The organism is Hydrogenophaga sp. L76, from assembly GCF_057654755.1.
This window is the reverse complement of sequence record NZ_CM172807.1, coordinates 3672096-3693292: the sequence shown is the minus strand read 5'-3', so window position 1 is coordinate 3693292 and position 21197 is coordinate 3672096. Positions and strand designations below refer to the sequence as shown.

General features: G+C 68.1%; 22 protein-coding genes. 7 read left to right on the top strand and 15 right to left on the bottom strand.

Features of this window, described 5'->3' with window-relative positions:
- Positions 1-19: 19 nt before the first annotated feature.
- The 3 genes from AC23D4_RS18015 to AC23D4_RS18005 form a co-directional block, all read right to left on the bottom strand.
- Positions 20-1195 (bottom strand): acyl-CoA dehydrogenase family protein, encoded by a 1176-nt coding sequence (locus tag AC23D4_RS18015; protein WP_472886943.1) that lies wholly within the window; start codon positions 1193-1195, stop codon positions 20-22.
- A 73-nt stretch (positions 1196-1268) separates the two neighbouring features.
- Entirely contained in the window at positions 1269-2873 is a 1605-nt protein-coding gene (locus AC23D4_RS18010) for an acyl-CoA carboxylase subunit beta (RefSeq protein ID WP_472886942.1), read from the bottom strand.
- The gene (locus AC23D4_RS18005; protein ID WP_472886941.1) at positions 2870-3550 is read right to left on the bottom strand and encodes a TetR/AcrR family transcriptional regulator; all 681 of its coding nucleotides are present in this window, start codon (positions 3548-3550) and stop codon (positions 2870-2872) included. Before AC23D4_RS18005 ends, AC23D4_RS18010 begins: the two co-directional genes overlap by 4 nt.
- 181 nt (positions 3551-3731) lie before the next feature.
- Here AC23D4_RS18005 and AC23D4_RS18000 point away from each other — a divergent pair, with 181 nt between their 5' ends.
- From AC23D4_RS18000 to AC23D4_RS17985, 4 genes are all read left to right on the top strand, one after another.
- The gene (locus AC23D4_RS18000; protein WP_472886940.1) at positions 3732-5399 is read left to right on the top strand and encodes a cation:proton antiporter; all 1668 of its coding nucleotides are present in this window, start codon (positions 3732-3734) and stop codon (positions 5397-5399) included.
- On the top strand, positions 5396-6289 hold the full coding sequence (locus tag AC23D4_RS17995; protein ID WP_472886939.1) for a universal stress protein: 894 nt from the start codon (positions 5396-5398) through the stop codon (positions 6287-6289). The genes AC23D4_RS18000 and AC23D4_RS17995 overlap by 4 nt, the downstream gene beginning before the upstream one ends.
- Position 6290: 1 nt before the next feature.
- Complete coding sequence (locus AC23D4_RS17990; RefSeq protein ID WP_472886938.1) at positions 6291-7646, top strand: SLC13 family permease; 1356 nt, start codon at positions 6291-6293, stop codon at positions 7644-7646.
- Between the two features lie 61 nt (positions 7647-7707).
- The gene (locus AC23D4_RS17985; protein WP_472886937.1) at positions 7708-9297 is read left to right on the top strand and encodes a Na/Pi cotransporter family protein; all 1590 of its coding nucleotides are present in this window, start codon (positions 7708-7710) and stop codon (positions 9295-9297) included.
- 36 nt (positions 9298-9333) lie between these two features.
- Here the strand turns inward: AC23D4_RS17985 and AC23D4_RS17980 are convergent, their stop codons facing one another.
- From AC23D4_RS17980 to AC23D4_RS17965, 4 genes are all read right to left on the bottom strand, one after another.
- Positions 9334-10680 carry a PQQ-dependent sugar dehydrogenase gene (locus AC23D4_RS17980; RefSeq protein WP_472886936.1) on the bottom strand — a complete coding sequence of 449 codons (1347 nt, stop codon included), beginning with the start codon at positions 10678-10680 and terminating at the stop codon, positions 9334-9336.
- Positions 10681-10890: 210 nt separating this feature from the next.
- On the bottom strand, positions 10891-11307 hold the full coding sequence (locus tag AC23D4_RS17975; protein WP_472886935.1) for a PRC-barrel domain-containing protein: 417 nt from the start codon (positions 11305-11307) through the stop codon (positions 10891-10893).
- Positions 11308-11430: 123 nt separating this feature from the next.
- Positions 11431-12477, bottom strand: coding sequence for an AI-2E family transporter (locus AC23D4_RS17970; protein ID WP_472886934.1), 1047 nt, complete (start codon positions 12475-12477; stop codon positions 11431-11433).
- A 121-nt stretch (positions 12478-12598) separates the two neighbouring features.
- Positions 12599-13855 (bottom strand): Hsp70 family protein, encoded by a 1257-nt coding sequence (locus AC23D4_RS17965; RefSeq protein ID WP_472886933.1) that lies wholly within the window; start codon positions 13853-13855, stop codon positions 12599-12601.
- 250 nt (positions 13856-14105) lie between these two features.
- Between AC23D4_RS17965 and AC23D4_RS17960 the strand changes: the two genes are divergently transcribed.
- Positions 14106-15047, top strand: a complete 942-nt coding sequence (locus tag AC23D4_RS17960; protein WP_472886932.1) for a Tim44 domain-containing protein — start codon at positions 14106-14108, stop codon at positions 15045-15047.
- A 64-nt stretch (positions 15048-15111) separates the two neighbouring features.
- Here AC23D4_RS17960 and AC23D4_RS17955 read toward each other — a convergent pair whose 3' ends face one another.
- The 8 genes from AC23D4_RS17955 to AC23D4_RS17920 form a co-directional block, all read right to left on the bottom strand.
- On the bottom strand, positions 15112-15711 hold the full coding sequence (locus AC23D4_RS17955; RefSeq protein ID WP_472886931.1) for an HD domain-containing protein: 600 nt from the start codon (positions 15709-15711) through the stop codon (positions 15112-15114).
- 119 nt (positions 15712-15830) lie between these two features.
- Positions 15831-16070: a DUF4287 domain-containing protein gene (locus tag AC23D4_RS17950; protein ID WP_472886930.1), complete on the bottom strand. Its 240-nt coding sequence runs from the start codon at positions 16068-16070 to the stop codon at positions 15831-15833.
- 35 nt (positions 16071-16105) lie between these two features.
- Positions 16106-17377 carry an RNA polymerase sigma factor gene (locus AC23D4_RS17945; RefSeq protein WP_472886929.1) on the bottom strand — a complete coding sequence of 424 codons (1272 nt, stop codon included), beginning with the start codon at positions 17375-17377 and terminating at the stop codon, positions 16106-16108.
- Positions 17378-17456: 79 nt separating this feature from the next.
- Positions 17457-17867, bottom strand: a complete 411-nt coding sequence (locus AC23D4_RS17940) for a VOC family protein (protein ID WP_472886928.1) — start codon at positions 17865-17867, stop codon at positions 17457-17459.
- 58 nt (positions 17868-17925) lie between these two features.
- Positions 17926-18348 carry a YciI family protein gene (locus tag AC23D4_RS17935; RefSeq protein WP_472886927.1) on the bottom strand — a complete coding sequence of 141 codons (423 nt, stop codon included), beginning with the start codon at positions 18346-18348 and terminating at the stop codon, positions 17926-17928.
- Between the two features lie 26 nt (positions 18349-18374).
- Positions 18375-18548 carry an SRPBCC family protein gene (locus AC23D4_RS17930; RefSeq protein WP_472886926.1) on the bottom strand — a complete coding sequence of 58 codons (174 nt, stop codon included), beginning with the start codon at positions 18546-18548 and terminating at the stop codon, positions 18375-18377.
- A 16-nt stretch (positions 18549-18564) separates the two neighbouring features.
- Complete coding sequence (locus AC23D4_RS17925; protein WP_472886925.1) at positions 18565-19041, bottom strand: VOC family protein; 477 nt, start codon at positions 19039-19041, stop codon at positions 18565-18567.
- 143 nt (positions 19042-19184) lie between these two features.
- A complete protein-coding gene (locus AC23D4_RS17920; protein ID WP_472886924.1) occupies positions 19185-19550 on the bottom strand; it encodes a YciI family protein in 366 nt (121 codons plus the stop codon).
- A 333-nt stretch (positions 19551-19883) separates the two neighbouring features.
- On the opposite strand from AC23D4_RS17920, the gene AC23D4_RS17915 reads away from it, so the two are divergent.
- Complete coding sequence (locus AC23D4_RS17915; RefSeq protein ID WP_472886923.1) at positions 19884-20114, top strand: CBS domain-containing protein; 231 nt, start codon at positions 19884-19886, stop codon at positions 20112-20114.
- Positions 20087-20983 carry a YihY/virulence factor BrkB family protein gene (locus AC23D4_RS17910; RefSeq protein WP_472886922.1) on the top strand — a complete coding sequence of 299 codons (897 nt, stop codon included), beginning with the start codon at positions 20087-20089 and terminating at the stop codon, positions 20981-20983. Before AC23D4_RS17915 ends, AC23D4_RS17910 begins: the two co-directional genes overlap by 28 nt.
- Positions 20984-21197 lie beyond the last annotated feature (214 nt).

The window sequence follows — 21197 nt, the reverse complement described above, 5'->3', positions numbered from 1 at the left end:
CCCCTTGGGGGATGCCGCGTCAGCGGCGCAGGGAGGATTTCTGCAGTCCCATGGTCTTGGCCAGGATGCCCAGCATCACTTCATCCGCCCCACCGCCAATCGACGCCAGCCGCCCGTCACGGAACATGCGCGAGACCTTGTTTTCCCATGTATAGCCCATGCCGCCCCAGAACTGCAGGCAGGTGTCGGGCACCAGGCGGTTCAGACGCCCGGCTTTCAGCTTGGCCATGGTCGCCCACTCGGTCACGTCTTCGCCCGCCACGTAATGTTCACACGCCTGGTAGGTGAGCGCGCGCAGGCTCTCCACCTCGGTCTTCATCTCGGCCAGCTTGAACTGCACCCACTGCTGGTCGGCCAGCGTGGCACCAAACAGCTGGCGCTCCTGCGCGTAGTCCACCGTCCACTGGATGCAGTTGCTCAGGCTCTGGATGCAACTGGCTGCGGCCCACAGGCGCTCCTCCTGGAACTGCTGCATCTGGTAGATGAAGCCCGCGCCTTCGGCACCGATGCGGTAGCGCTGCGGCACGCGCACTTCGTCAAAAAACAGCAGGCCGGTGTCGCTGCTGTTCATGCCGATCTTCCTGATTTTCTGGCCAACCTCGAAACCCTTGACGGTCTTGCCGTTCTCGCGCAGCGGCACCATGACCAGGCTCTTGTTCTTGTGCGCGGGGCCCTCGCTGGTGTTGACCAGCATGCACATCCAGTCGGCCTGCAGGCTGTTGGTGATCCACATTTTCTGGCCGCTGATGACGTAGTCGTCGCCGTCCTTGCGCGCTGTGGTCTTGATGGCCGAGACGTCGCTGCCCGCGCCGGGCTCGCTCACGCCGATGCAGCCCACCATGTCGCCCGTGATCGCCGGCGCGAGGAACTGGGCGCGCAGCTCGTCGCTGCCGAAGCGGGCGAGTGCGGGCGTGGCCATGTCGGTCTGCACGCCGATGGCCATGGGCACGCCGCCGCAGTGGATGTGGCCCAGCGCTTCGGCCATGGCCAGGCTGTACGAATAGTCCAGGCCCGCGCCGCCGAAGGCCTCGGGCTTGGTCAGGCCCAGCAGACCGAGCTGGCCCAGCCCTTTGAAGACTTCGCGCGCCGGGAAGATTTCGGCGGCCTCCCACTCGTCCACGTGCGGGTTGATGTGCTCGTCGATGTAGCGCCTGAGCGTGGCCTGGATCTCGCGGTGTTCGTGGGTGAACTGCATTGGATATGTCCTATTCAGTTGGGGACAGAGCCAGAGGGCGCTGCGCGCGTCTCTGGGTCTGTCCCACAAGGTTTTACATGCGCGCCACGCCAAACTGCATCGGCCTGGGCTGGCGTGCGGCCGCTTCGGCGCAGGTGTCGAGGCAGAAGGCGAGCACGGCGCGCGTGTCGCGCGGGTCGATCACGCCGTCGTCGAGCACCAGGCCGCTGGTGTGGAACGCGTCGGCCTGGCTTTCGAACACGTGGACGATCTGGTCGAATTGCGCCTGCATCTGCGCCTTCACTTCGGGCGTATCGGTCGGGATGCCTTTGCGCGCCAAGCCGGCCTCGGCCACGATGCGCATGGTGCGCGCGGCCTGCTCGCCGCCCATCACCGCGGTGCGTGCGTTGGGCCAGCTGAACAGGAAACGCGGCGCGTAACCGCGGCCGCACATGCCGTAGTTGCCGGCGCCGAAGCTGGCCCCGCACTGGATGGTGACCTGCGGCACGCTGGCGTTGGTCACGGCCTGGATCATCTTGCTGCCGTGTTTGATCATGCCGGCCTGCTCGCTGTCCTTGCCGACCATGTAGCCGGTGGTGTTCTGCAGGTAGACGATGGGGTGGCCGAGCTGGCACATCCACTGGATGAAGTGCGTGGCCTTGTTGGCGCCGGCCACGTCGATGGGGCCGTTGTTGCTGACGATGCCCACCGCGTGACCGCCGATGTGCGCCTGGGCGCAGACGGTGGCGGGGCCATAGAGCGGTTTGAATTCGAGGATGTCGGAGGCGTCGGTGATGCGCAGCAGGATCTCGCGCATGTCGACGGGCTCGCGGTGGTGCAGGGGCATGAGGGCGAGCAGGTCTTCGGCGTCAAACCGCGGCGGCTCGGCCGTTGGGGCCAGGGCTCCCTGCCAACCCGTCTGGCCCACCACCCGCCGAGCGATGCCCAATGCCTCCCGGTCATCCTCCGCCAGGTACTCGCCCAACCCTGACACACCGGTGTGCATCTCGGCGCCACCCAGCTCCTCTTCGGTCGCCACTTCGCCGGTGGCCGCCATCAACAACGGTGGCCCGGCGAGAAAAGCCCGCGAGCGCCCGCGCACCATGATCACCACGTCGGAGAGGCCCGGCATGTAGGCGCCGCCCGCCGTGCCCGAGCCGTGCTGCACCGTGATCACCGGCAGGCCCGCGGCCGAGAGGCGCGCCAGGTTGCGGAACAGCGCACCGCCGAGCACGAAGCCCTCAACCTGGTATTTCATGAGGTTCGCGCCCGCGCTTTCGACCAGGTGCACGAAGGGGAGCTTGTTTTCCAGCGCCATCTCCTGCACGCGCAGGATCTTCTCCAGCCCACGCGGCTGGATCGCTCCGGCCTCGATGCCAGAATCGCTCGCCACCACCATGCAGCGCACGCCGCTGATGAAGCCGATGCCGGCCACAACGCCGCCACCGGGCACGGACTTGTCCGGGTCTTTGCTGTCCTGCAGAAAACCGGCGAGCGAACACAGCGGCAGGAACGGCGCGCCGGGGTCCAGCAGCAGGCCGATGCGCTCGCGCGGCAGCAGCTGGCCGCGCTGGTCGAACACCGGCCGGGATTTCGCCGAGGCCTGGGCGGCGCGGTCTTCGAGCGCACGCAGCTGGGCGATGCGGACCAACATCGCTTCACGGCGCTGCTTCACCAGATCGGCCGGGTGCGGGCTCATACCGGATCCTTCAGAAAGAGCTGCAGCGTGGTCTGGGTCAGGTCGTCCAGCGAAGCCTGGCGCGCCGGGTCGTACCACTGCACGGACCAGTTCAGCGCGCCAAACAGCATCAGCCGCGCCAGCCCCGGGTCGCCGCGCAGCTCGCCGCTGGCGTGCAGCGCCTGCAGCACCGGCACCCAGGCGGCTTCGTAGTCGGCCTTCTGGTGATTCACCTCGCCGCGTTGCGCCTCGGACAGCGAACGCCATTCGTACAACATGACGGGGATGAAATCGCTGTCGGGTCCGAGCAGCACTTCAAAGTGGCTGCGCACCAGCACCCGCAGGCAATCGCGCGCGCCCAGGGCTCGCCCGTTCATGGCGCCTGCGGCCACCGCACGGTCCATGGCTGCCGCCTGGCGCCGCAGCGCGCTCTGCATGCCTTCGCGCATCACGCCGGCCAGCAGGGCTTCCTTGTTCTCGAAGTGGTAGAAAGGCGAGCCCGAGCGCATGCCGGCGGCGGTGGCGATGTCGCGCGTGCTGGTTGCCGCAAACCCCTGCTGGCGAAACAGGCGGGCCGCGGCTTGCAGCAGGGCCTGCCGGCGGTTGCCATCATCGCGCTCGTCGTCGGTTTTTCGCGGTCGACCGCGTGCCCGGCGGGGCGCGTCCGGGGTGGCCGTGTCGTCAGATGGGCTGCTCATGGCAACGAACCATAGCAGTCCATGTTATTTTCAGCAAGCACATGCTTTGCATAAATAAGACCCGGTGGAGGTGTGCCCACGCACCCGTCCAGCCGGGCGGCACCCAGTCTGGTATGGGCGCATGGGGTGTCCGTTTGTTAACCTTGACCTGTCCTGACCACAACCATCCGCGCTCGACGCCATGCACGAACCCTTTGCCGAGTTTGCCGCCCTGCTGCTGATCTGCGCGCTCACCGGTGCCCTGTTCGTCCGTCTGCGCCAGCCGGTGCTGATCGCCTACATCGTCGTCGGTGTGCTGGTGGGGCCGGCCGTGTTCGGCCTGGTCACGGCACACGACCAGATCGCCCTGCTCGCCCAGGTGGGGGTGGCGGTGCTGCTGTTTGCGGTGGGCCTGAAGCTCGACCTGCACCACATCCGCCACATCGGCCCGGTGGCGCTGGCCACGGGCCTGGGCCAGCTGAGCTTCACCATCGTGATCGGTTTTGCCATCGTGATGGCGCTGGGCCGCGAATGGATGGAAGCCCTGTACGTCGCAGTGGCGCTCACTTTTTCCAGCACCATCATCATCGTCAAGCTGCTGTCGGACAAACGCGAGCTCGACAGCCTGCACGGGCGCATCGCCGTGGGCTTCCTGATCGTGCAGGACCTGGCGGTGGTGATCGCCATGATGACCATGAGCGCGCTGCGCGGCACCGGCGGAGCCGACGGCGCCGAAACGGCGCTGATCGATGTGGCCCTTTCACTGGTCTGGCGACTGGCACTGGCCGCCGCGCTGATGTTCGTGCTGATGCGCTGGGTGCTCCCGCGGGTGGTGGCGTCCATGGCCCGCTCGCAGGAGCTGCTGCTGGTGTTTGCGATCGCCTGGGGCGTGGCGCTGGCGGCCGTGGGCGAATGGGCCGGCTTCAGCAAGGAGGCGGGCGCTTTCCTGGCGGGCTTCTCGCTCGCCTCCACGCCCTACCGCGAAGCCATGAACGCACGCCTGACCGGCATCCGCGACTTCCTGTTGCTGTTCTTCTTCATCGACCTCGGCGCCCGGCTCGACTTCTCGACCCTGGGCGCGGAAGTGGGGCCCGCGCTGCTGCTGTCGCTGTTCGTGCTGATCGGCAATCCGCTGATCGTCATGGCCATCATGGGCTACATGGGCTACCGCAAACGCACCGGCTTCATGGCCGGTCTCACGGTGGCACAGATCAGCGAGTTCTCCATCGTGTTCATGGCCATGGGCATCACGCTCGGCCATGTCGGTACGCCGGCACTGGGGCTGACCACGCTGGTCGGCGTGATCACGATCACCCTGTCCACCTACATGATCCTGTACTCGCAGCCGCTCTACGAACGCCTGGCCCCCTGGCTGGGCCGCTTCGAGCGGCACCAGCCCTTCCGGGAACTGGCGGCCGAGAGGCAGCCCGCGGACCGGCCCGCGGCCGAGGCGATCGTGTTCGGGCTGGGGCGCTACGGCAGCCGGCTGCTGCGGCAACTGCGGGCGGCGGGCGTCGAAGCGATCGGCGTCGACTTCGACCCCGAGGCGGTGAAAACGCTGCAGGCCCTGCAGCTGCCGGTGCACTTCGGCGACGGGGAAGATCCGGACTTTCTGGAGACCCTGCCGCTGGCGAAGGTGCACTGGGTCGTCACCACCTTTCCCCAATGGGAATCGAACCGCGCCTTGCTGCACGCATTGAAGGGCGCGCGCTTCGAGGGCCAGGTGGCGGCGGCGGTGCGCGACGCGGCCCACGGCCGCGCGCTCGGCCACGCGGGTGTGCGCCATATCCTCAACCCCTTTGAAGACGCCGCCGACCACGCGGCCGGGCAACTGGCCCAAGCGATCCACAGCAAGGAGAACGCAACATGAAAACCTGGGGACCGATCCTCACCACCACCGACTTCTCCGGCCCGGCCCGCCACGCCGCCGACCGCGCCGCGCGCCTGGCCCGCGAGTCCGGCAGCCCGCTGACGCTGATGCACGTGATGCCCGGCGAGGCGTTGACCGAATTGCGCCATTGGCTGGGCGCCGGGCACGCCACCGAAGGCCGGCTGATGGACGCCAGCCTCCAGCAACTGCAGCAGCTCGCCGAGAGCTTGCGCACCCAGCAACAGATCACCGTGCATGTGGTCGAGTCCAGCGGCTCGGTGCTCGACGAGATCCGCAAACAGGCCGATGCGCTGGACGCGTCCCTGCTGGTGCTGGGCGCTCGCGGTACGGGCTTCCTGCGCCGGCTGGTGCTGGGCTCCACCTCGGAGCGCCTGCTGCGCCGCACCAGCCGGCCCGTGCTGGTGGTGCGCCAGACACCCCACGAGCCCTACCGCCGGGTGCTGCTGGCGCTGGATTTTTCGCCCTGGTCGATGCAGGCGGTGGCGGTTGCGCTTCGCGTGGCGCCCCACGCCCGCTTTGTGCTGCTCAACGCGTTCCAGGTGCCGTTCGAGGACAAGCTGCGCTACGCCGGTGTCGACGCCGCCACCATCGACCACTACCGCGATCAGGCGCGAGCCGAAGCCGTGCAACGCGTGAACGCTTTCGCCGCGCAGACGGGCCTGAAGCCCGGCCAGTGGGAAGCCTGCGTGATCGAGGGCGATGCGTCGCAGCGCATCGTGGAGCAGGAACAGGAACGCGACTGCGACCTAGTGGTGCTGGGCAAGCACGGTCAGTCGGCCACCGAAGACCTGCTGCTGGGCAGCGTGACCAAGCATGTGCTCGCTGAGGGCAGCGCCGACGTGCTGGTGTCCACAGCCCGTGCCGTCTGACATGGCTTGGAGCGTTCCCAACACGCTGGTGCGCGCGCTGGCCTGCCTGGCGCTGGCCGCCGGGGTGTACCAGATCACGCCCGGCCCCGAGACCCTGCGCGCCGGCTTGGCCCTGTTCACCCTGATCGGCGGGCTGTGGATGACCCAGGCGCTGCACCTGAGCGTGACCGCCCTGCTGGTGCCGCTGCTGGCGGTGGCGGCGGGCCTGATGAGCTTTCGCGAGGCCCTGGCTTCATTTGCCCACCCGATCATCTTTCTTTTCCTCGGCGGCTTCGCGCTGGCCGCCGCGCTGCAGCGGCAGGGGCTGGACCGCGCGCTGGCGCTCGCCGTGCTGCGCCTGGCCGCCGGGCGCCGGGCACTGGCGGTGGCCCTGCTGTTCGGCCTGACCGCGTTGCTCTCGATGTGGATCAGCAACACCGCCACCGCGGCCATGGTGCTGCCGATGGCGCTGGGCCTGCTGCGCGCACAGGAGGGTGCCGACGACGTGGGCCCGCGTGAACGCGTCTTCGTGCTGCTGGGCGTGGCCTACAGCGCCAGCATCGGCGGCATCGGCACCCTGGTGGGCAGCCCGCCCAACGCCATTGCCGCTGCGCAGGCGGGCATCGGCTTTGCCGAGTGGATGCGCTTCGGCATTCCGATGGTGCTCCTGCTGCTGCCCCTGATGGTGGGCGTGCTCTACCTCATGCTGCGGCCGCGCCTGGGCGGGCAGCTGGTGCTGCAGGACGAGGTCTTTGAATGGACGCCGGGGCGGCGCACCACACTGCTCATCTTCACGCTCACCGCCGCCGGCTGGATGGCCGCCGAGCCGCTGGGCCGCGCACTGGGCATCGCCGCCGACATGGACAGCTGGGTCGCCGTGACCGCCATCGTCGCACTGGTGGCCACGCGGGTGATGGCCTGGCCGACCATCGAACGCCAGACGCACTGGGGCGTGCTGCTGCTGTTCGGAGGCGGTCTGGCGCTGAGTCAGGTCATGCAGGTCAGTGGCGCCAGCCGTTTTCTCGCCGACGGGCTGGTGGCGGCCATGCACGGCGCCTCCACGCTGTGGCTGCTGCTCGGCGTGGTGAGCTTCGTGGTCTTCCTCACCGAACTCGTCAGCAACACCGCCAGCGCCGCGTTGATGGTGCCGATCTTTCTGGGCGTGGCGCAGGCGCTGGGCCTGCCCGCGCCGCTGCTCGCGGCCGCCATCGCGGTGGCGGCGTCGTGTGCCTTCATGCTGCCGGTGGCCACGCCGCCCAACGCCATCGTCTTTGCAACGAACGAGGTGCCGCAGGCCACCATGATGCGCTGCGGAATGGTGCTCAACCTGGTCTGCATCGCCGTGATCGTGGTCGTGGCGTCGGTGGTGTATTCATGAGCGCAGCGCCGGGCCGCCCCAGGCCAGTTCGCACCGCTGTGCGAAGCACGGCGGTTTCCCCATGAGCAGCATCTGGCATTCGCTGAGCCTGCTGGCGGGTGGCCTCGGCCTGTTCCTGCTGGGCATGGGCATGATGACCGACGGCCTCAAGCAGGCCGCGGGCCAGGCGCTGCACAACATCCTCGCCAGCGCCACCCGCACCCGCTGGCACGCGCTCGGCTCGGGGGCGCTCGTGACCGCGATGGTGCAGTCGTCCACCGCCGTCACGGTGGCCGCCATCGGCTTCATCAACGCCGGCCTGCTCGGGCTCGCGCCCGCGCTGTGGGTGCTGTTCGGCGCCAACATCGGCTCCACCATGACCGGCTGGCTGGTGGCGCTGGTGGGGCTCAAGTTCAAGATCGAAGCCTTTGCGCTGCCGCTGGTGGGTCTGGGCATGCTGCTGCGCCTGACCGGCGCCAGCCAGCGCCGCGGAGCCATCGGCACCGCCGTGGCCGGTTTTGGTCTGCTGTTCCTCGGCATCGGTCTGTTGCAGGAATCGTTCAACGGCATCGCGGGGCAGATCGCCCTGCCCCAGGGTGATGGCGTGCAGACCGTGCTGGCGCAAGTGCTCATCGGCCTGCTGATGACGGTGCTGATGCAGTCGTCGGCCGCTTCGATGGCGATTGCCCTGACCGCGGCGCAAGGTGGCCTGCTTGATGCCCAGGGGGCCGCGGCCGTGGTGATCGGCGCCAACATCGGCACCACCGTCACCGCGCTGCTGGCCGCCATCGGCGCCACACCCAACGCGCGCCGCGCTGCCGCCGCACACGTGATCTTCAACCTCATCACCGCCTGCGTGGCGCTGGCGTTGCTGCCCTGGCTCATCGGCGCGCTGGCCAGCGCCCGCGACGCGCTCGGCCTGTCCGCCGACCCCGCGGCCATGCTGGCGCTGTTTCACACCACGTTCAACGTGCTCGGTGTGGCCCTGATGTGGCCGCTGGCCGACGGGCTCACACGCTGGCTGCTGCAGCGCTTTCGCGCCCGCGAGGAAGACGAAGCCCAGCCGCGTTATCTGGACGACAACGTGCTGGCCGTTCCCGCCCTGGCGCTGGACGCGCTGGAGCGCGAGGTGGCGCGGTTTGGCCAGTTGTGCGTGCGCATCGCGGGCGAAGTGCTCACCGGGGCGGCGCCGGTCGCGCTGGTCGGCGACCGCACCGCCATGACACAACTCGACGCGGCTGTGGAGTCCTTTACCGAACGCCTGAGCCGCCTGGAGTTGTCCAAGGAGGCGAGCGAGCGCCTGGCCGAGTTGCTGCGCATCCACCGCTATTACAAGACCTGCGCAGAACAGGCGCAGAGCGCGGCGCCCTTGAGGGCACCCGAAGACCCGTCCCTGGCGGCCCACCAGCAGGCCTTTGTGGTGGCGCTGCAGCAGCTCTTCACGCAGCAGGATGCGGGTTCCGGGGCGCACGGCGCCACGTCGCTGGTCGACGTGGCGCCCATGGAGCAGGCCTACCAGAGCCTGAAGGCCGCGGTGCTGGTGTCGGCGGCGGCGGGCGCCCTGCCGCTGTCGCGGATGGAAACGTCGCTCGGCCAGTACAGTGCGCTGCGCCGTGCGGCCCAGCAGGCGGCCAAGGCGCGCGAACACCTGCACCGCCAGCGCGCGCCCTGAGAGAGCCCCGCCGGGAGGGCTTTCGCCGCGGGTGCTTCAAGGCTGCGCACTGACGCGCCAGACCACATTGCCCACGTCGTCGGCCACCAGCAGCGCACCCTGCGCATCCATCGCCACGCCCACCGGCCGGCCCTGGGCCTCACCCTCCGCATTGAGAAAGCCCCCCAGCACATCCCGCGCCGGCCCGGCCGGCTGGCCGCCGCTGAACGGCACGTGCACCACCTTGTAGCCGCTGTGCGGGCGGCGGTTCCAGGAGCCGTGCTGGCCGATGAACATGCCGTTGATGAACGGCGCGGGCAGTCGGCTGCCGGCGGATGAGGCCAGGCCCAGGGGTGCGACGTGCGCGCCCAGCGCGAAGTCCGGCACGACGGCAGCGGCCACCTTGTCGGGCGCGGACGGGGCAACGCGCGTGTCCACACGCTGGCCGTAGTAGCTGTAGGGCCAGCCGTAGAAGGCGCCATCGCGCACCGAGGTGAGGTAGTCGGGCACCAGGTCGCTGCCGAGTTCGTCGCGCTCGTTGACCACGGTCCAGAGCGTGCGGCCGCTGGCGTCCCAGGCCATGCCGACCGGGTTGCGCAGGCCCGAAGCGAAGACGCGGTGGGCGCCGGTGCGGATGTCCACCTCCCAGATGGCGGCCCGGCCTTCTTCGGCCGCCATGCCATTCTCACCAATGTTGCTGTTCGACCCCACACCGACGTAGAGGCTCTGGCCATCCGGACTGGCGAGCAGGCTCTTGGTCCAGTGGTGGTTGATCGGCCCGCCGGGCAGCTCCAGCAGCGGGGTGCCGGCCGTGTGGATGACCGTGTCGCCCCGGCGGTAGGGAAAGGCCAGCACCGCGTCGGCGTTGGCAACGAACAGCGTCTCGCCCACCAGCGCCATGCCGAAGGGCGAGTTCAACCCACTGAGCAACGCCGAGCGCACATCGGCCACGCCGTCGCCATCGGTGTCGCGCAGCAGGGTGATGCGGTTGGCGCTGGGCACGGCCGCGCCCGCGCGCTTCATCACCAGGCCCATCACCTTGCCCTTGATCCAGGCCATGATGCCTTTGGGCGGGTCCGCCTTGGGCGGCGCGTTGGTCTCGGCGACCAGCACGTCGCCGTTGGGCAGCACCAGCAACCAGCGCGGGTGGTCCAGGTCGCGGGCAAAAGCCTGCACCCGCAGACCCCGCGCGGGGGTGGGCATGACGCCAGCCGGCCAGCCCCGCGCCGGCGCGATGTTCACCGTGGGGATCCACGCCCGGCTGGGGGTGGGCAAGGCCGGGTTGTTGCCGGAGCCCTCGGCGATGGTGAAGCGGGCGGGCTCGGCGCAGGCGCCCAGCGCCAGCAACGCGGCGGCGCCGGTCGCTGCCCACGCAGCGCGGACCGTGGAAGTCGTGTAGGTCATGCCGTGTCCTGGTTCGTCTTCTCAAGGACCCCCATGGCGGGGTCGGCGCATGGCAGCGCCATGGCGAGCGCAATGTCTCACCCGGGGTCGTTCACGTCGGTGCGGTAGCGAACCTCCAGCGGTGTGGCATGTTCCCAACCGGCCTGCCCCGCCATGAAAAAGGGCTGCAACCCTTCGGCTGCAGCCCTTGTTTCATTCAGCAGATCGTGATCAGACGCGGCCATCCGAATACGGCGTCACACCGTAGTAGTCGTGGATTTCCTTGCTCCAGGTCGCATCGGCCATGTCGGGCCACTGGTCCTTGTCGAAACCGGGCGCGTTTTCCAGCCGGTCTTTTTCGACGTCGAGCACAAAACGCTTGTTGACGGTGTCCAGCGTCAGGGCGCTCCAGGGCACGGCAAACAGCTTGTCGCCCATCCCCAGGAAACCGCCGTACGACAGCACCGCGTAGGCCACCCGGCCGGTGCCCATGTCGAGCATGATTTCCTTGATGTCGCCCAGGTCTTCGTCCTTGCGGTTGTAGACGTCGTTGCCGTCGAGCGTGTTGGCGCCCATCAGTCCGGGGCCGGGGCCACCGTCGGTCCGGCTCTTGTACATGCCGTAGGTGTCTTGCTCTTGGTAGTTCATGGGAGTGTCCTTGGTCTCACCAGCAAGGCCATCGGCGGGAGCAGGATGCACCCGCCTGTTGCTGGGCATTCAGAATAGGCAGCGGAAGGGCCGGGGTCTGTGCACCAGCGCACATGCCGCGGCTCACGCCTCCAGCACGCCCTCGACGTACAACATGCGCACCAGCACCATCGCCACCACCATCAGCGGCGACGCGAGGATCACGCCGGGCAGGCCAAACAGCAGACCGAAGATGACCGCCGCCGTGATGCCCAGCACCGGCGGCAGCTCCACCGCCCAGCGCTGCACCAGCGGCATCAGCAGATTGCCCTCGATCTGCTGGATCACCACGCACAGGATCGCCACGTACAGCGCCAGCTCCGGCCCCTGCATGAAGGCCAGCAGCACCGCCAGCACGCCCGACGCGATCGGACCGAAGAACGGGATGAACGCCAGCGCGCCGGCCAACAGGCCCAGCGTCAACGCCAGCGGCAGGCCCAGCAAGGCCAGGCCGATGGCCGTGGACGTGCCCACGAACAGCATCGAGATGCCCTGACCGAGCAGCCAGCGCGACAGCGCGTGTCCGCTGGCGAGCAGCGCCTCGTCCACGCGGCCGCGGTAGGTCGGCGGCACCAGCCGCAACAGGCCTTCGCGGTAAAGCACCGGGTCGGCCGCGAGGTACACCCCCACCACCAGCACCAGGCCGATGCCGCCCACGGCACTCAGGGCCTGGGTCGCCGCCACGGCCACGCTGGCCCAGGGCACATCGTCCGCGTTCGTGCCGCGCCACACCTTCCACAGCGCTTCACCGATGGTGCGTTCGCGGGCCCAGCTGATCAGCGTGGACAGCGCCTTGGGCAGCTTGCGGGCCAGGTCGTCGAACTGCGCCACCAGGCGGTCACCCACCAGCCAGGAACCGAGCACGATCACCACCACCGCCAGCGCAACAGCCAGCGCAACCGCCAGCCGCGGCGACAGGTGCAGGAAGCGCCCCAGCGGCTGGGCCAGGGCGTGCAGGGCCACCGCGACGATGACCGCCCCGAAGAGCATCAGCAACAGGTCCGACAGGCGGAACGCCAGCAGCACCAGCACGCCCAGAAACAGAACCAGGGCCATGGGCCGGATGTAGCCCATGCGCACCGGTGTGGTCGGCGTCAGCGCTGGAAGAGGGATGTCGGTGCGTGTGTTCATGGGCGCGTTTTCTGAAAGGGCAAACGGGGTCTTGCCACAGTCTGCATCGTCCACCGGCGGCTGTCTGTCTGCCAGCGCACCCAGCGCACCCAGCGCCCGAGATCGTGGCGCCGAAACCCGATCAGCCGCGGCTGTAGGCCAGGCCCGAGGCCACACCGCCAAACAGGTCGCCCACCACCAGTTCCACTCCCGCAAACTCGGCCTGCAGCGCCTGCTGGAACGGGCGCAGGGCGGAAGATCCGCCGGTCAGGTAGATCGCGTCCAGGGCACCATCGGTCAGCCCCGCGCGCTGCACACACTCGCGCGCGCAGGCCACCGTGCGCGCCAGCAGGGCCGCCAGGTGATCGCGCATGTCGGCCGGCGTGAGCGACGCCTCCAGCCCGGTTTCGACAAAGGACAGGTCGACCTCCGATGCCGCGTCGTCCTGCGAGCAGCGGATCTTGGCCAGCTCCACCTCGTGGGCGATGCGGTGGCCGTCGTGGTGCCTGAGCACCTTCATGAGCCGCTCGTGCAGCCGCGTGTCGGTGTAGTTGACGCGCAGCGACTGCGCCTGGCTCATCGCCCGGGGCAGGTACAGCCACTGGATCAGGTGCCAGGTGGAGAGGTCAAAAAAGATCCGGCTCGGCACCTCGCGCTGCTGCGGCCCCAGGTGGCGGTGGCCCAGCAGCGGCATCACCCGTTCCAGGCTGAGCTTCTGGTCGAAGTCGGTGCCGCCGATGTGCACGCCGGTCGTGGCCAGCACATCACCACTGCGGTCGGCCCGCGCCATGCGGTCCGGCCCCAGCCGCACGACGGTGAAGTCCGAGGTGCCGCCGCCCAGGTCGACCACCAGCACCGTGGCCTCGCGTGTCAGCCGCCGTTCGTAGTCCAGCGCGGCGGCGATCGGCTCCAGCTGAAACGACACCTCGTCAAAGCCGACCGACATCGCCGCCTCCTGCAGCGAGCGCTGGGCCAGGGCATCGCGCTCGGGGTCGTCGTCGACAAAATGCACCGGCCGGCCCATCACCACGCGCGAGGGCGCCTCGCCCAGCGCCCGGTCGGCGCGGTCGCGGAGCTCGGAGAGGAACGTGGCCACGATGTCCTGGAAGCTGATCTGCTGGTGGTTGACCTCGGTCTTCTCCTGCAGCAGCGGGCTGCCCAGCAGGCTCTTGAGCGAACGCATCAGGCGGCCCTCGGTGCCGCTCAGGTACTGCGCCACCGCGTCGCGGCCAAAGTGCGTGAGGTGGTCCTCGGCGTTGAAGAACACGGCGGTGGGCATGGCCAGAGCCTCGCCCTCCAGCGGAATCAGGCGCGCAAGCCCCCCGGGTTCGGCCCAGGACACCGCCGAATTGGAGGTGCCAAAGTCGATACCAAGGGTGCCGTGGGGCAAAGGGGTCATGGGAGAACAGGGAGAAGACGGGGGGCCGGTACATGGGGCTCGGCGAGGCGGGCCGGGAGAACACCCCGCCCGAAAGAGCGGCGATTTTGCCAGCTTGCGGGTCGCATGCGCCCCCCGCCCGACGCGGCCACACCACCTGAGGCCTCAATCATCCTGTTTTACCGATTGAAAACTCTCTATATTTCTGCTTTTTATTGATTCACAAAGCCCCTAGACTCTTGCTGTTCCATTCCCTTTTGCTGGAGACCCCATGAAGAAAACCCTTTCCCTGCTGGCCATGGTATTTGCCATCGGCCTGTCTTCCGTGGCCATGGACGCCGAAGCCCGGCGCATCGGTGGCGGCAAGTCCTTTGGCATGCAGCGCCAGAGCGCCCCGCCCGCCAAGGCCCCCACCGCCACGCCGGCTCAGACGCCGGCCAACGCCGCAGCACCCGCCGCCGCTGGCGCACCCGCTGCCGCCGCCGCGTCCACCCGCAGCAAGTGGATGGGCCCGATCGCCGGCCTCGCCGCCGGCCTGGGCCTGGCCGCGCTCGCCTCGCACCTCGGCTTCGGCGAAGGCCTGGCCAACATGCTGATGATCGGTCTGCTGGTGATGGCCGCCATCGCGGTGGTCGGCTTCATCATGCGCAAGCGCGCCGCCGCGGCCCAGGGCGGCTCGGGTGGCATGGCTTACGCGGGTGCCGGTGCCGCCGGTTCGCGTCCGCAGACGCCTTCGGCCTTCAAGGCGCCCACGCCAGACGCCAGCAACGGCGCCGGCTACAGCCAGGGTGGCTCCATGATCGGCTCCGCCCTCGGCGGCCAGGCTCAGACGGCCAGCGTCATCCCGGCCGACTTTGACGTGCCCGCCTTTGTGCGCAACGCCAAGGTCAACTTCATCCGCCTGCAGGCCGCCAACGACGCGGGCAACCTCGACGACATCCGCGCCTTCACCACGCCGGAGATGTTTGCCGAGATCCAGATGGACATCCGCGAACGCAACGGCGCCACGCAGGAAACCCGCGTGCTCGACCTCGAAGCCAGCGTGCTGGAAGTGGCCGAAGAAGACGCCATCTACGTGGTCAGCACGCACTTCACCGGCCGCGTGCAGGAAGACGGCGCCGACCCCGACACCATCGACGAGATCTGGCACCTGACCAAGCCCCGCCAGGGCAGCGGCGGCTGGGTGCTGGCAGGTATCCAACAAAGCGCCTGATCCGCGCAAGTTCCCCGAACGCCTCATTGCCCCGGCCCAAGCGCCGGGGTTTTTTTCGTCTGGTTCAGGCTGCCGCCTTCTCCCCCGGCAAAGCCGCCTTGTAAACCGAGTTCTTCGGCGCGGCCATCAGCCGGCGCAGCATGGGCTCGAAGTGGCGCAGGGGCAGCGCGTCCATGGCCGGATCAAAGGCCGGGTTGTCGTAGCGTTCGACGAATTCGGCCGCGCGGCCGTAGTGGGGGTGGTCCTTGAACATGTCGCGCATGTTGCGGTCCAGGCCGATGTGGTGGAAGAAGTTGTAGCCCTGGAAGATGCCGTGGTTCTGCACCATCCACAGGTTCTCTTCGCTGACGAAGGGCTTGAGGATGGCTGCGGCGATGTCCGGGTGGTTGAAGGAGCCGAGGGTGTCGCCGATGTCGTGCAGCAGCGCGCACACCACGTATTCCTCATCGCGCCCATCCTTCAGCGCGAGTGTCGCGGTCTGCAGGCTGTGCGTGAGGCGGTCGACAGGGAAGCCGCCGTGGTCACCGTCAAGCAGCTTGAGGTGGACGAGCACCCGGTCGGGCAGCGACTTCGCCATCGCCATGGCTTCGGGGAGGATGCAGGCCCAGTCTTGCTGGGTGCTTTGCTCCATTCGTTTGAACGTGGCTCGGGGTTTTTCTTGCATGGTGTCTCCAGTGGTTCTGGTGGCCATGCTGTCTGAAAGAGCGGCGGCCGACAAGAGCGGTGTCCCGGCCTTCAGTCGCCCTGGGTACAGGCGGCGATCACGGCGCCGCCGCCGGACGCTCAGCCGGCTTCGCCCTGCACCCGGTGATGCGCCACCAGCGCATTGGCGTGGCCGTGGCCCAGGCCGTGCTCGGCCTTGAGCGCGGCGACCTGCTCCATGTGCCTGACGCCCTTCATGCCGTCCAGCAGCCGCATCCAGTGCGCGATGGGTTGACCGTAGGTTTTTTCGATGGACGGGAAGTAGCTCGCGGGGCCTTTGACTTTTTCTGCGGTGGATGGGGCGGGTAGTTTGGGTGCCATGGGAAGTGCTCCTTGGGATGGGCGGGACGGTGGGTTCAGGCGGTTGGCCCACCGGCCCGCTGGGTCAGCAGTTTTTTTTCGCGCTGGTTTTCTGACAGCGCAGCGGCTTGCTGGAACGCGGCCCGCGCATCCTCGATCCGGTCCAGCTTTTCCAGCAGATCGCCCCGCACCGCGTGCAGCCAGGGGTAACGCAGCAGGGCCTTGTCCTGCATCAGCGTCCCGACGATGGTTAAACCGGCGGCCGGGCCTTCGCTCATGCTGATGGCCACCGCGCGGTTGAGCTCGACCACCGGTGACGGGGCCACCCGCATCAGCTGGGCGTAGAGCGCGGCGATGCGCGGCCAGTCGGTGGCCCAGGCGGTGGATGCACGGGCGTGGCAGGCGGCGATCTCCGCTTGTAGGCGGTAGCTGCCGGCGGACGGGCCCAGCGCTTCGGCGCGCTCCAGCGCGGCCAGGCCGCGGCGGATGAGCAGGTGGTCCCAGCGGGCGCGGTTCTGCTGGTTGAGCAGCACGGGGTTGCCCTGCGCGTCGGTTCGCGCGGCGGTGCGCGAGACCTGGATTTCCATCAGCGCCACGAGGCCGTGCACCTCGGCCTGTTCGGACGCCAGCTCGGCGAGCATGCGGCCCAGGCGCAGGGCTTCGTTGCAGAGTTCGGGGCGCATCCAGTCGCCGCCGCTGGTGGCGGTGTAGCCCTCGTTGAACACCAGGTAGACGACTTCGAGCACCGAGCCCAGGCGCTCGTTCAGTTGCTCGCCGCGCGGCACTTCGAACGGCACTTGCGCATCGGCCAGCGTGCGCTTGGCGCGCACGATGCGCTGCGCGATGGTGGCTTCGGGCACGAGGAAGGCGCGTGAGATTTCGTGCGTGGTCAGGCCGCCGAGCAGCTTGAGCGTGAGCGCCACGCGCGCGTCGGTCGACAGCACCGGGTGGCAGGCGGTGAAGATGAGGCGCAGCAGGTCGTCGCCGATGTGATCCTGCCGCGCGGCGTCGAGCGCGTCGACGAAGTCGGGCACGGTGAGCGCACCCAGCGCTTCGAGGTCGCGCGCGATGTCTTCGTGCCGCGCGTCGGCCATCTGGCGGTGGCGCAGGTGGTCGAGCGCGCGGTTTTTGGCGGTGGTCATGAGCCAGGCGCCGGGGTTGTGCGGCACGCCGTCTTTCGGCCAGTGTTCCAGCGCGGCCACGAGCGCGTCCTGCGCCAGTTCTTCGGCCACACCGAGGTCGCGCACGCGCCGCGCCACGGCGGCGACGATGCGCGCGGACTCGATGCGCCAGACGGCGGCGATGGTTTGGTGGACGGCTGAATGCACGGGCGGGAGCTTACTGCGGGGGCCATGGGGAGACCCTCACCCTGGCCCTCTCCCGCGTGCGGGAGAGGGGGATTCGCACTCACATCTGCGCCGGGGCGGCGGCTTCGTCCATCCAGAACACCTCCCACTGGTGACCGTCCAGGTCGGCGAAGCCGTGCTGGAACATGAAGCCGTGGTCCTGCGGCGGGTTGGGTGTGGTGGCACCAGCGGCCACCGCCTTGCGCACGACTTCTTCGGCCTCGGCGCGGCTGTCGACCGACAGGGCCAGAATGACTTCGGTGGCCTTGTGCGCGTCACCGATCGGTTTTTTGGTGAAGCCCTGGAAGAAGGGCTCGACCAGCAGCATGGCGTAGAAGTTTTCGCCGATCTCCAGACAAGCACCCTGCTCGTTGGTGAAGCGCTGGTTGAACGTGAGGCCCAGGGCCTTGAAGAAGGCCTGCGAGCGGGCCATGTCCTGGATGGGCAGGTTGACGAAGATCTGGCGGAACATGAGGGGTTCTCCTGGTGGGTTTGTTGGCTGGCGGATGGTTGGTGTGGGTGGATGGTGATCAGGCTTTCTGCTTCGCTTCCATCTGCTTGAACTTGTGCAGCGCCTCGCTGGGCGGGAACTCGTCCAGCTCGATGAGCTGGCGCAGCTCGATCACGGCCTCCTTGCCACGACCTGCGGGGTTGGGAAAACGGCGGCTCCATTCCATGGCTTCTTCGCGCGAGCGCACCTGGATCAGGGTGTAGCCGGCGATCAGCTCCTTGGCCTCGGCGAAAGGGCCGTCCACGACGCGCTGGCCCGAGGCGTCGTAGTGCACGCGCCAGCCGGTGCGGCTGGGGTGCAGCCCGCTGGCGTCGAGCAGCACGCCCGCGCGCGCCAGCTCCTCGTGGTACGCGGCCATCTCGGCCATGAGTTCCTTCGGGGCTTCGGGCATGAGCTCGGCCTCGAACTCGGGGCAGGACTTGACGATGATCATGAATCGCATGGGGTTCTCCTTACTCAGGTAGGGGTTTAGCCCTGGGGGTCGAGGAAACGGAACTTCTGGTCTGGGTCCCACGAGCCCTCGAAGCGCGAGCCTTCGAAGAAGGTGGAGGTCCAGCGCTTGCAGGTGGGCGACTGCAGCATGGTGGCCCACACACGCTCGCGCGGGGCCTGGATGAGGATGTCGAAATGCTGGGTTTTCATGGTGAGGTCCTTTGGTTCAGTGGGCGTCGCAGGCGGCCTGCAAAGCCGCGATATCGAGCTTGCGCATCGTCCTCATGGCGGCCGTCATGCGCTGCACGGCCGGGCCGGGTGGACCCGAGAGCCGGTCCATGAGGAAGATCGGCACGATCTGCCAGGAGACACCCCATCGATCCACCAGCCAGCCACACATCTCGGCCTCGGGAACGGCCGAGAGCGCTGCCCAGCAGCGGTCGACCTCGGCCTGGTCGGCACAGCTCACGACCAGCGAAGCGGCCGGCGAGAGGCGGTAGTGCGGCCCGCCGTTGAGCAGGGACAGCACATGGCCATCGAGCTCCAGGGTCACCAGCATCGCCGTGCCCTCGGGCATGGGATCGCCCGGGCCATAGCGCAACACGCTGGTGATGCGCGAGTCTGGAAAAACCGAGATGTAGAACTGCGCGGCTTCTTCGGCCTGGGTGTCGAACCACAGGCAGGTGTGGATGCGGGGTTTCATGCAAAAGACTCCTGTGCGTCGACGCGGGCGGCGGCGGACTTGCCGGGCCTCGCGTGAAGCCGGTTCAGCGGCTTCTGTGGGTACGACGGAACAGGCTGGGCGTTTTCGACAGCGCCCGCATAAGCAGAAACCCTAGGAAATACTCAAGCGCGACTCTCGTCGAAACAGGGGGCGAGCGGGCGCACCTCAACGGTGGCCCACTGCGCGGCGGGGCAGCGCTGGGCGATGGCGATGGCCTCTTCACGGCCCACGTTCTGCAACAGGAAGAAGCCGCCGATCATTTCCTTGGCTTCGGCAAACGGGCCGTCCAGCACCTGCGGATGCCCCCCGGCCAGGCTCACGCGCACCGCGCTCGACATTCCAGCCAGCGATTCCACCGCCTTGAGCTTGCCTTCGGCTGCAAGCCCGTCGCCGAAAGCCTGCATGGCGGCATAGGCAGCGCGGCCTTCGGCCTCGGTGCGGGTGGCGCGCTGGCCTTCGGGTTCGATGATGAGGAGCATGTAGGACATGGCGGCGCCTTTCAACAAACGAATGGGGCGATGCTACACAGGCGGCCCGGGGCTGGCGCAAGCACCGGCACACCGGCCTGCGCAAGACAGCGTTCGCTCGGCATCTGTTCGCCATCGCACCGACGCGAACAAGAACCCCCTACATGCTCGACCATACTGCAGTCGCGGCCACTTTGACGTGATTCAGCCCCCACAAACGACACATCCACCCCCTTCGCACGCCACGCCGGACGGAGGTGGAGCGATGGCGGGGAGGATGGCCGCAACAACTGACCACAGCATCTCCGCACCGAAGTCATCACCATGTCCGAAAGAACACCGCTGGAAATACCGATGGCCACGACCCTGCTCGGCGAGTTGATGACGGGCCAGGTGGAATGCGGTTTTGAACACGCAGGTCTTGAAGATGTGATCGCGAAGATGCAGGCGTCACAGATCCGTCGGCTTCCCGTGCTGGACGATGCCCAGCGGCTTGTCGGCAGGCTCTCGCTGGGCGACCCGGCGGCCAGGTCAGACCCTGAAATGGCGGGATTCACATGGGCCGAAATTTCGGCGCCTGGATGATCTGGCGGCTGCTCACCTCGACGGTCAACGCGTGGCTCGACGATTACGCGCCCAGCATGGGTGCGGCACTCGCTTTCTACACGCTGTTCTCGATCGCACCGCTGCTGCTGATCGTCATTTCGGTCACCGGTTTTTTCTTTGGCGAAGCGGCTGCCCGGGCGGAGATCTTTGCGCAGATATCCCTGATGGTGGGAGAGGACAGCGCCACCACCCTGGACACGGTGCTCAAGAGCCTGGACAAACCCGCCGCCAGCCTGGTGGGCATGCTGGTGGGCCTGGGCACACTGCTGATCGGTGCCACCACCGTGTTTGTCGAACTGCAGAATGCCATGGACCGCATCTGGCAAGTCCCCCTCCGCCCCGACTTCAGTGGTGTGCGGGACTTCTTCCGGGTACGCCTGCTCTCGCTCGGGCTGGTCCTGGGCATCGGTTTCCTGCTCCTGGTTTCACTGGTGCTCAGTGCCTTGATGGCCGCACTGGGCAAATGGTGGGCACCCTGGTTCGGCGAATTCGCGCTCGTGGCCGATGCCGTCAACTTTGTGGTGACCCTGACGTTCATCACCGCCGTGTTTGCGATGATCTACAAATGGATGCCCAGGACAGCTGTCGCCTGGCGCGATGTGTGGATCGGCGCACTCATCACCGCCTTGTTGTTCACGGTCGGCAAAACGCTGATCGGTCTGTACATCGGCCGCAGCGCCGTGGCTTCGGTGTTCGGCGCCGCATCGTCGCTGGTGGTGCTGCTGCTGTGGGTGTACTACTCGGCGCAAGTCTTCCTGCTCGGTGCGGAGTTCACCTGGGTGTTCGCGCAACGCCGCAAGCCAGCGCCCTCACCCCCAGCACCGGACATACCGCAACGGCCGGACTGATCGCGCACGGCCATGTCGCGGTCGGTCACGGCGCCGATCATCCGGTCGTGCGGGCGAGACCTGCGACTTCCCGCGCGACACGGGTCGGGAGGTCGCCCTGGCTGCCTGATTGGCGCCAGGCTTCCCGTGTTTTGTGGCCGAAGACGGGCAGCGGGTGCTGGGCACCTGTGTGCTGCACCCGAACCGCCTGGGCGGTGGGTCGCATGTGGCGAAC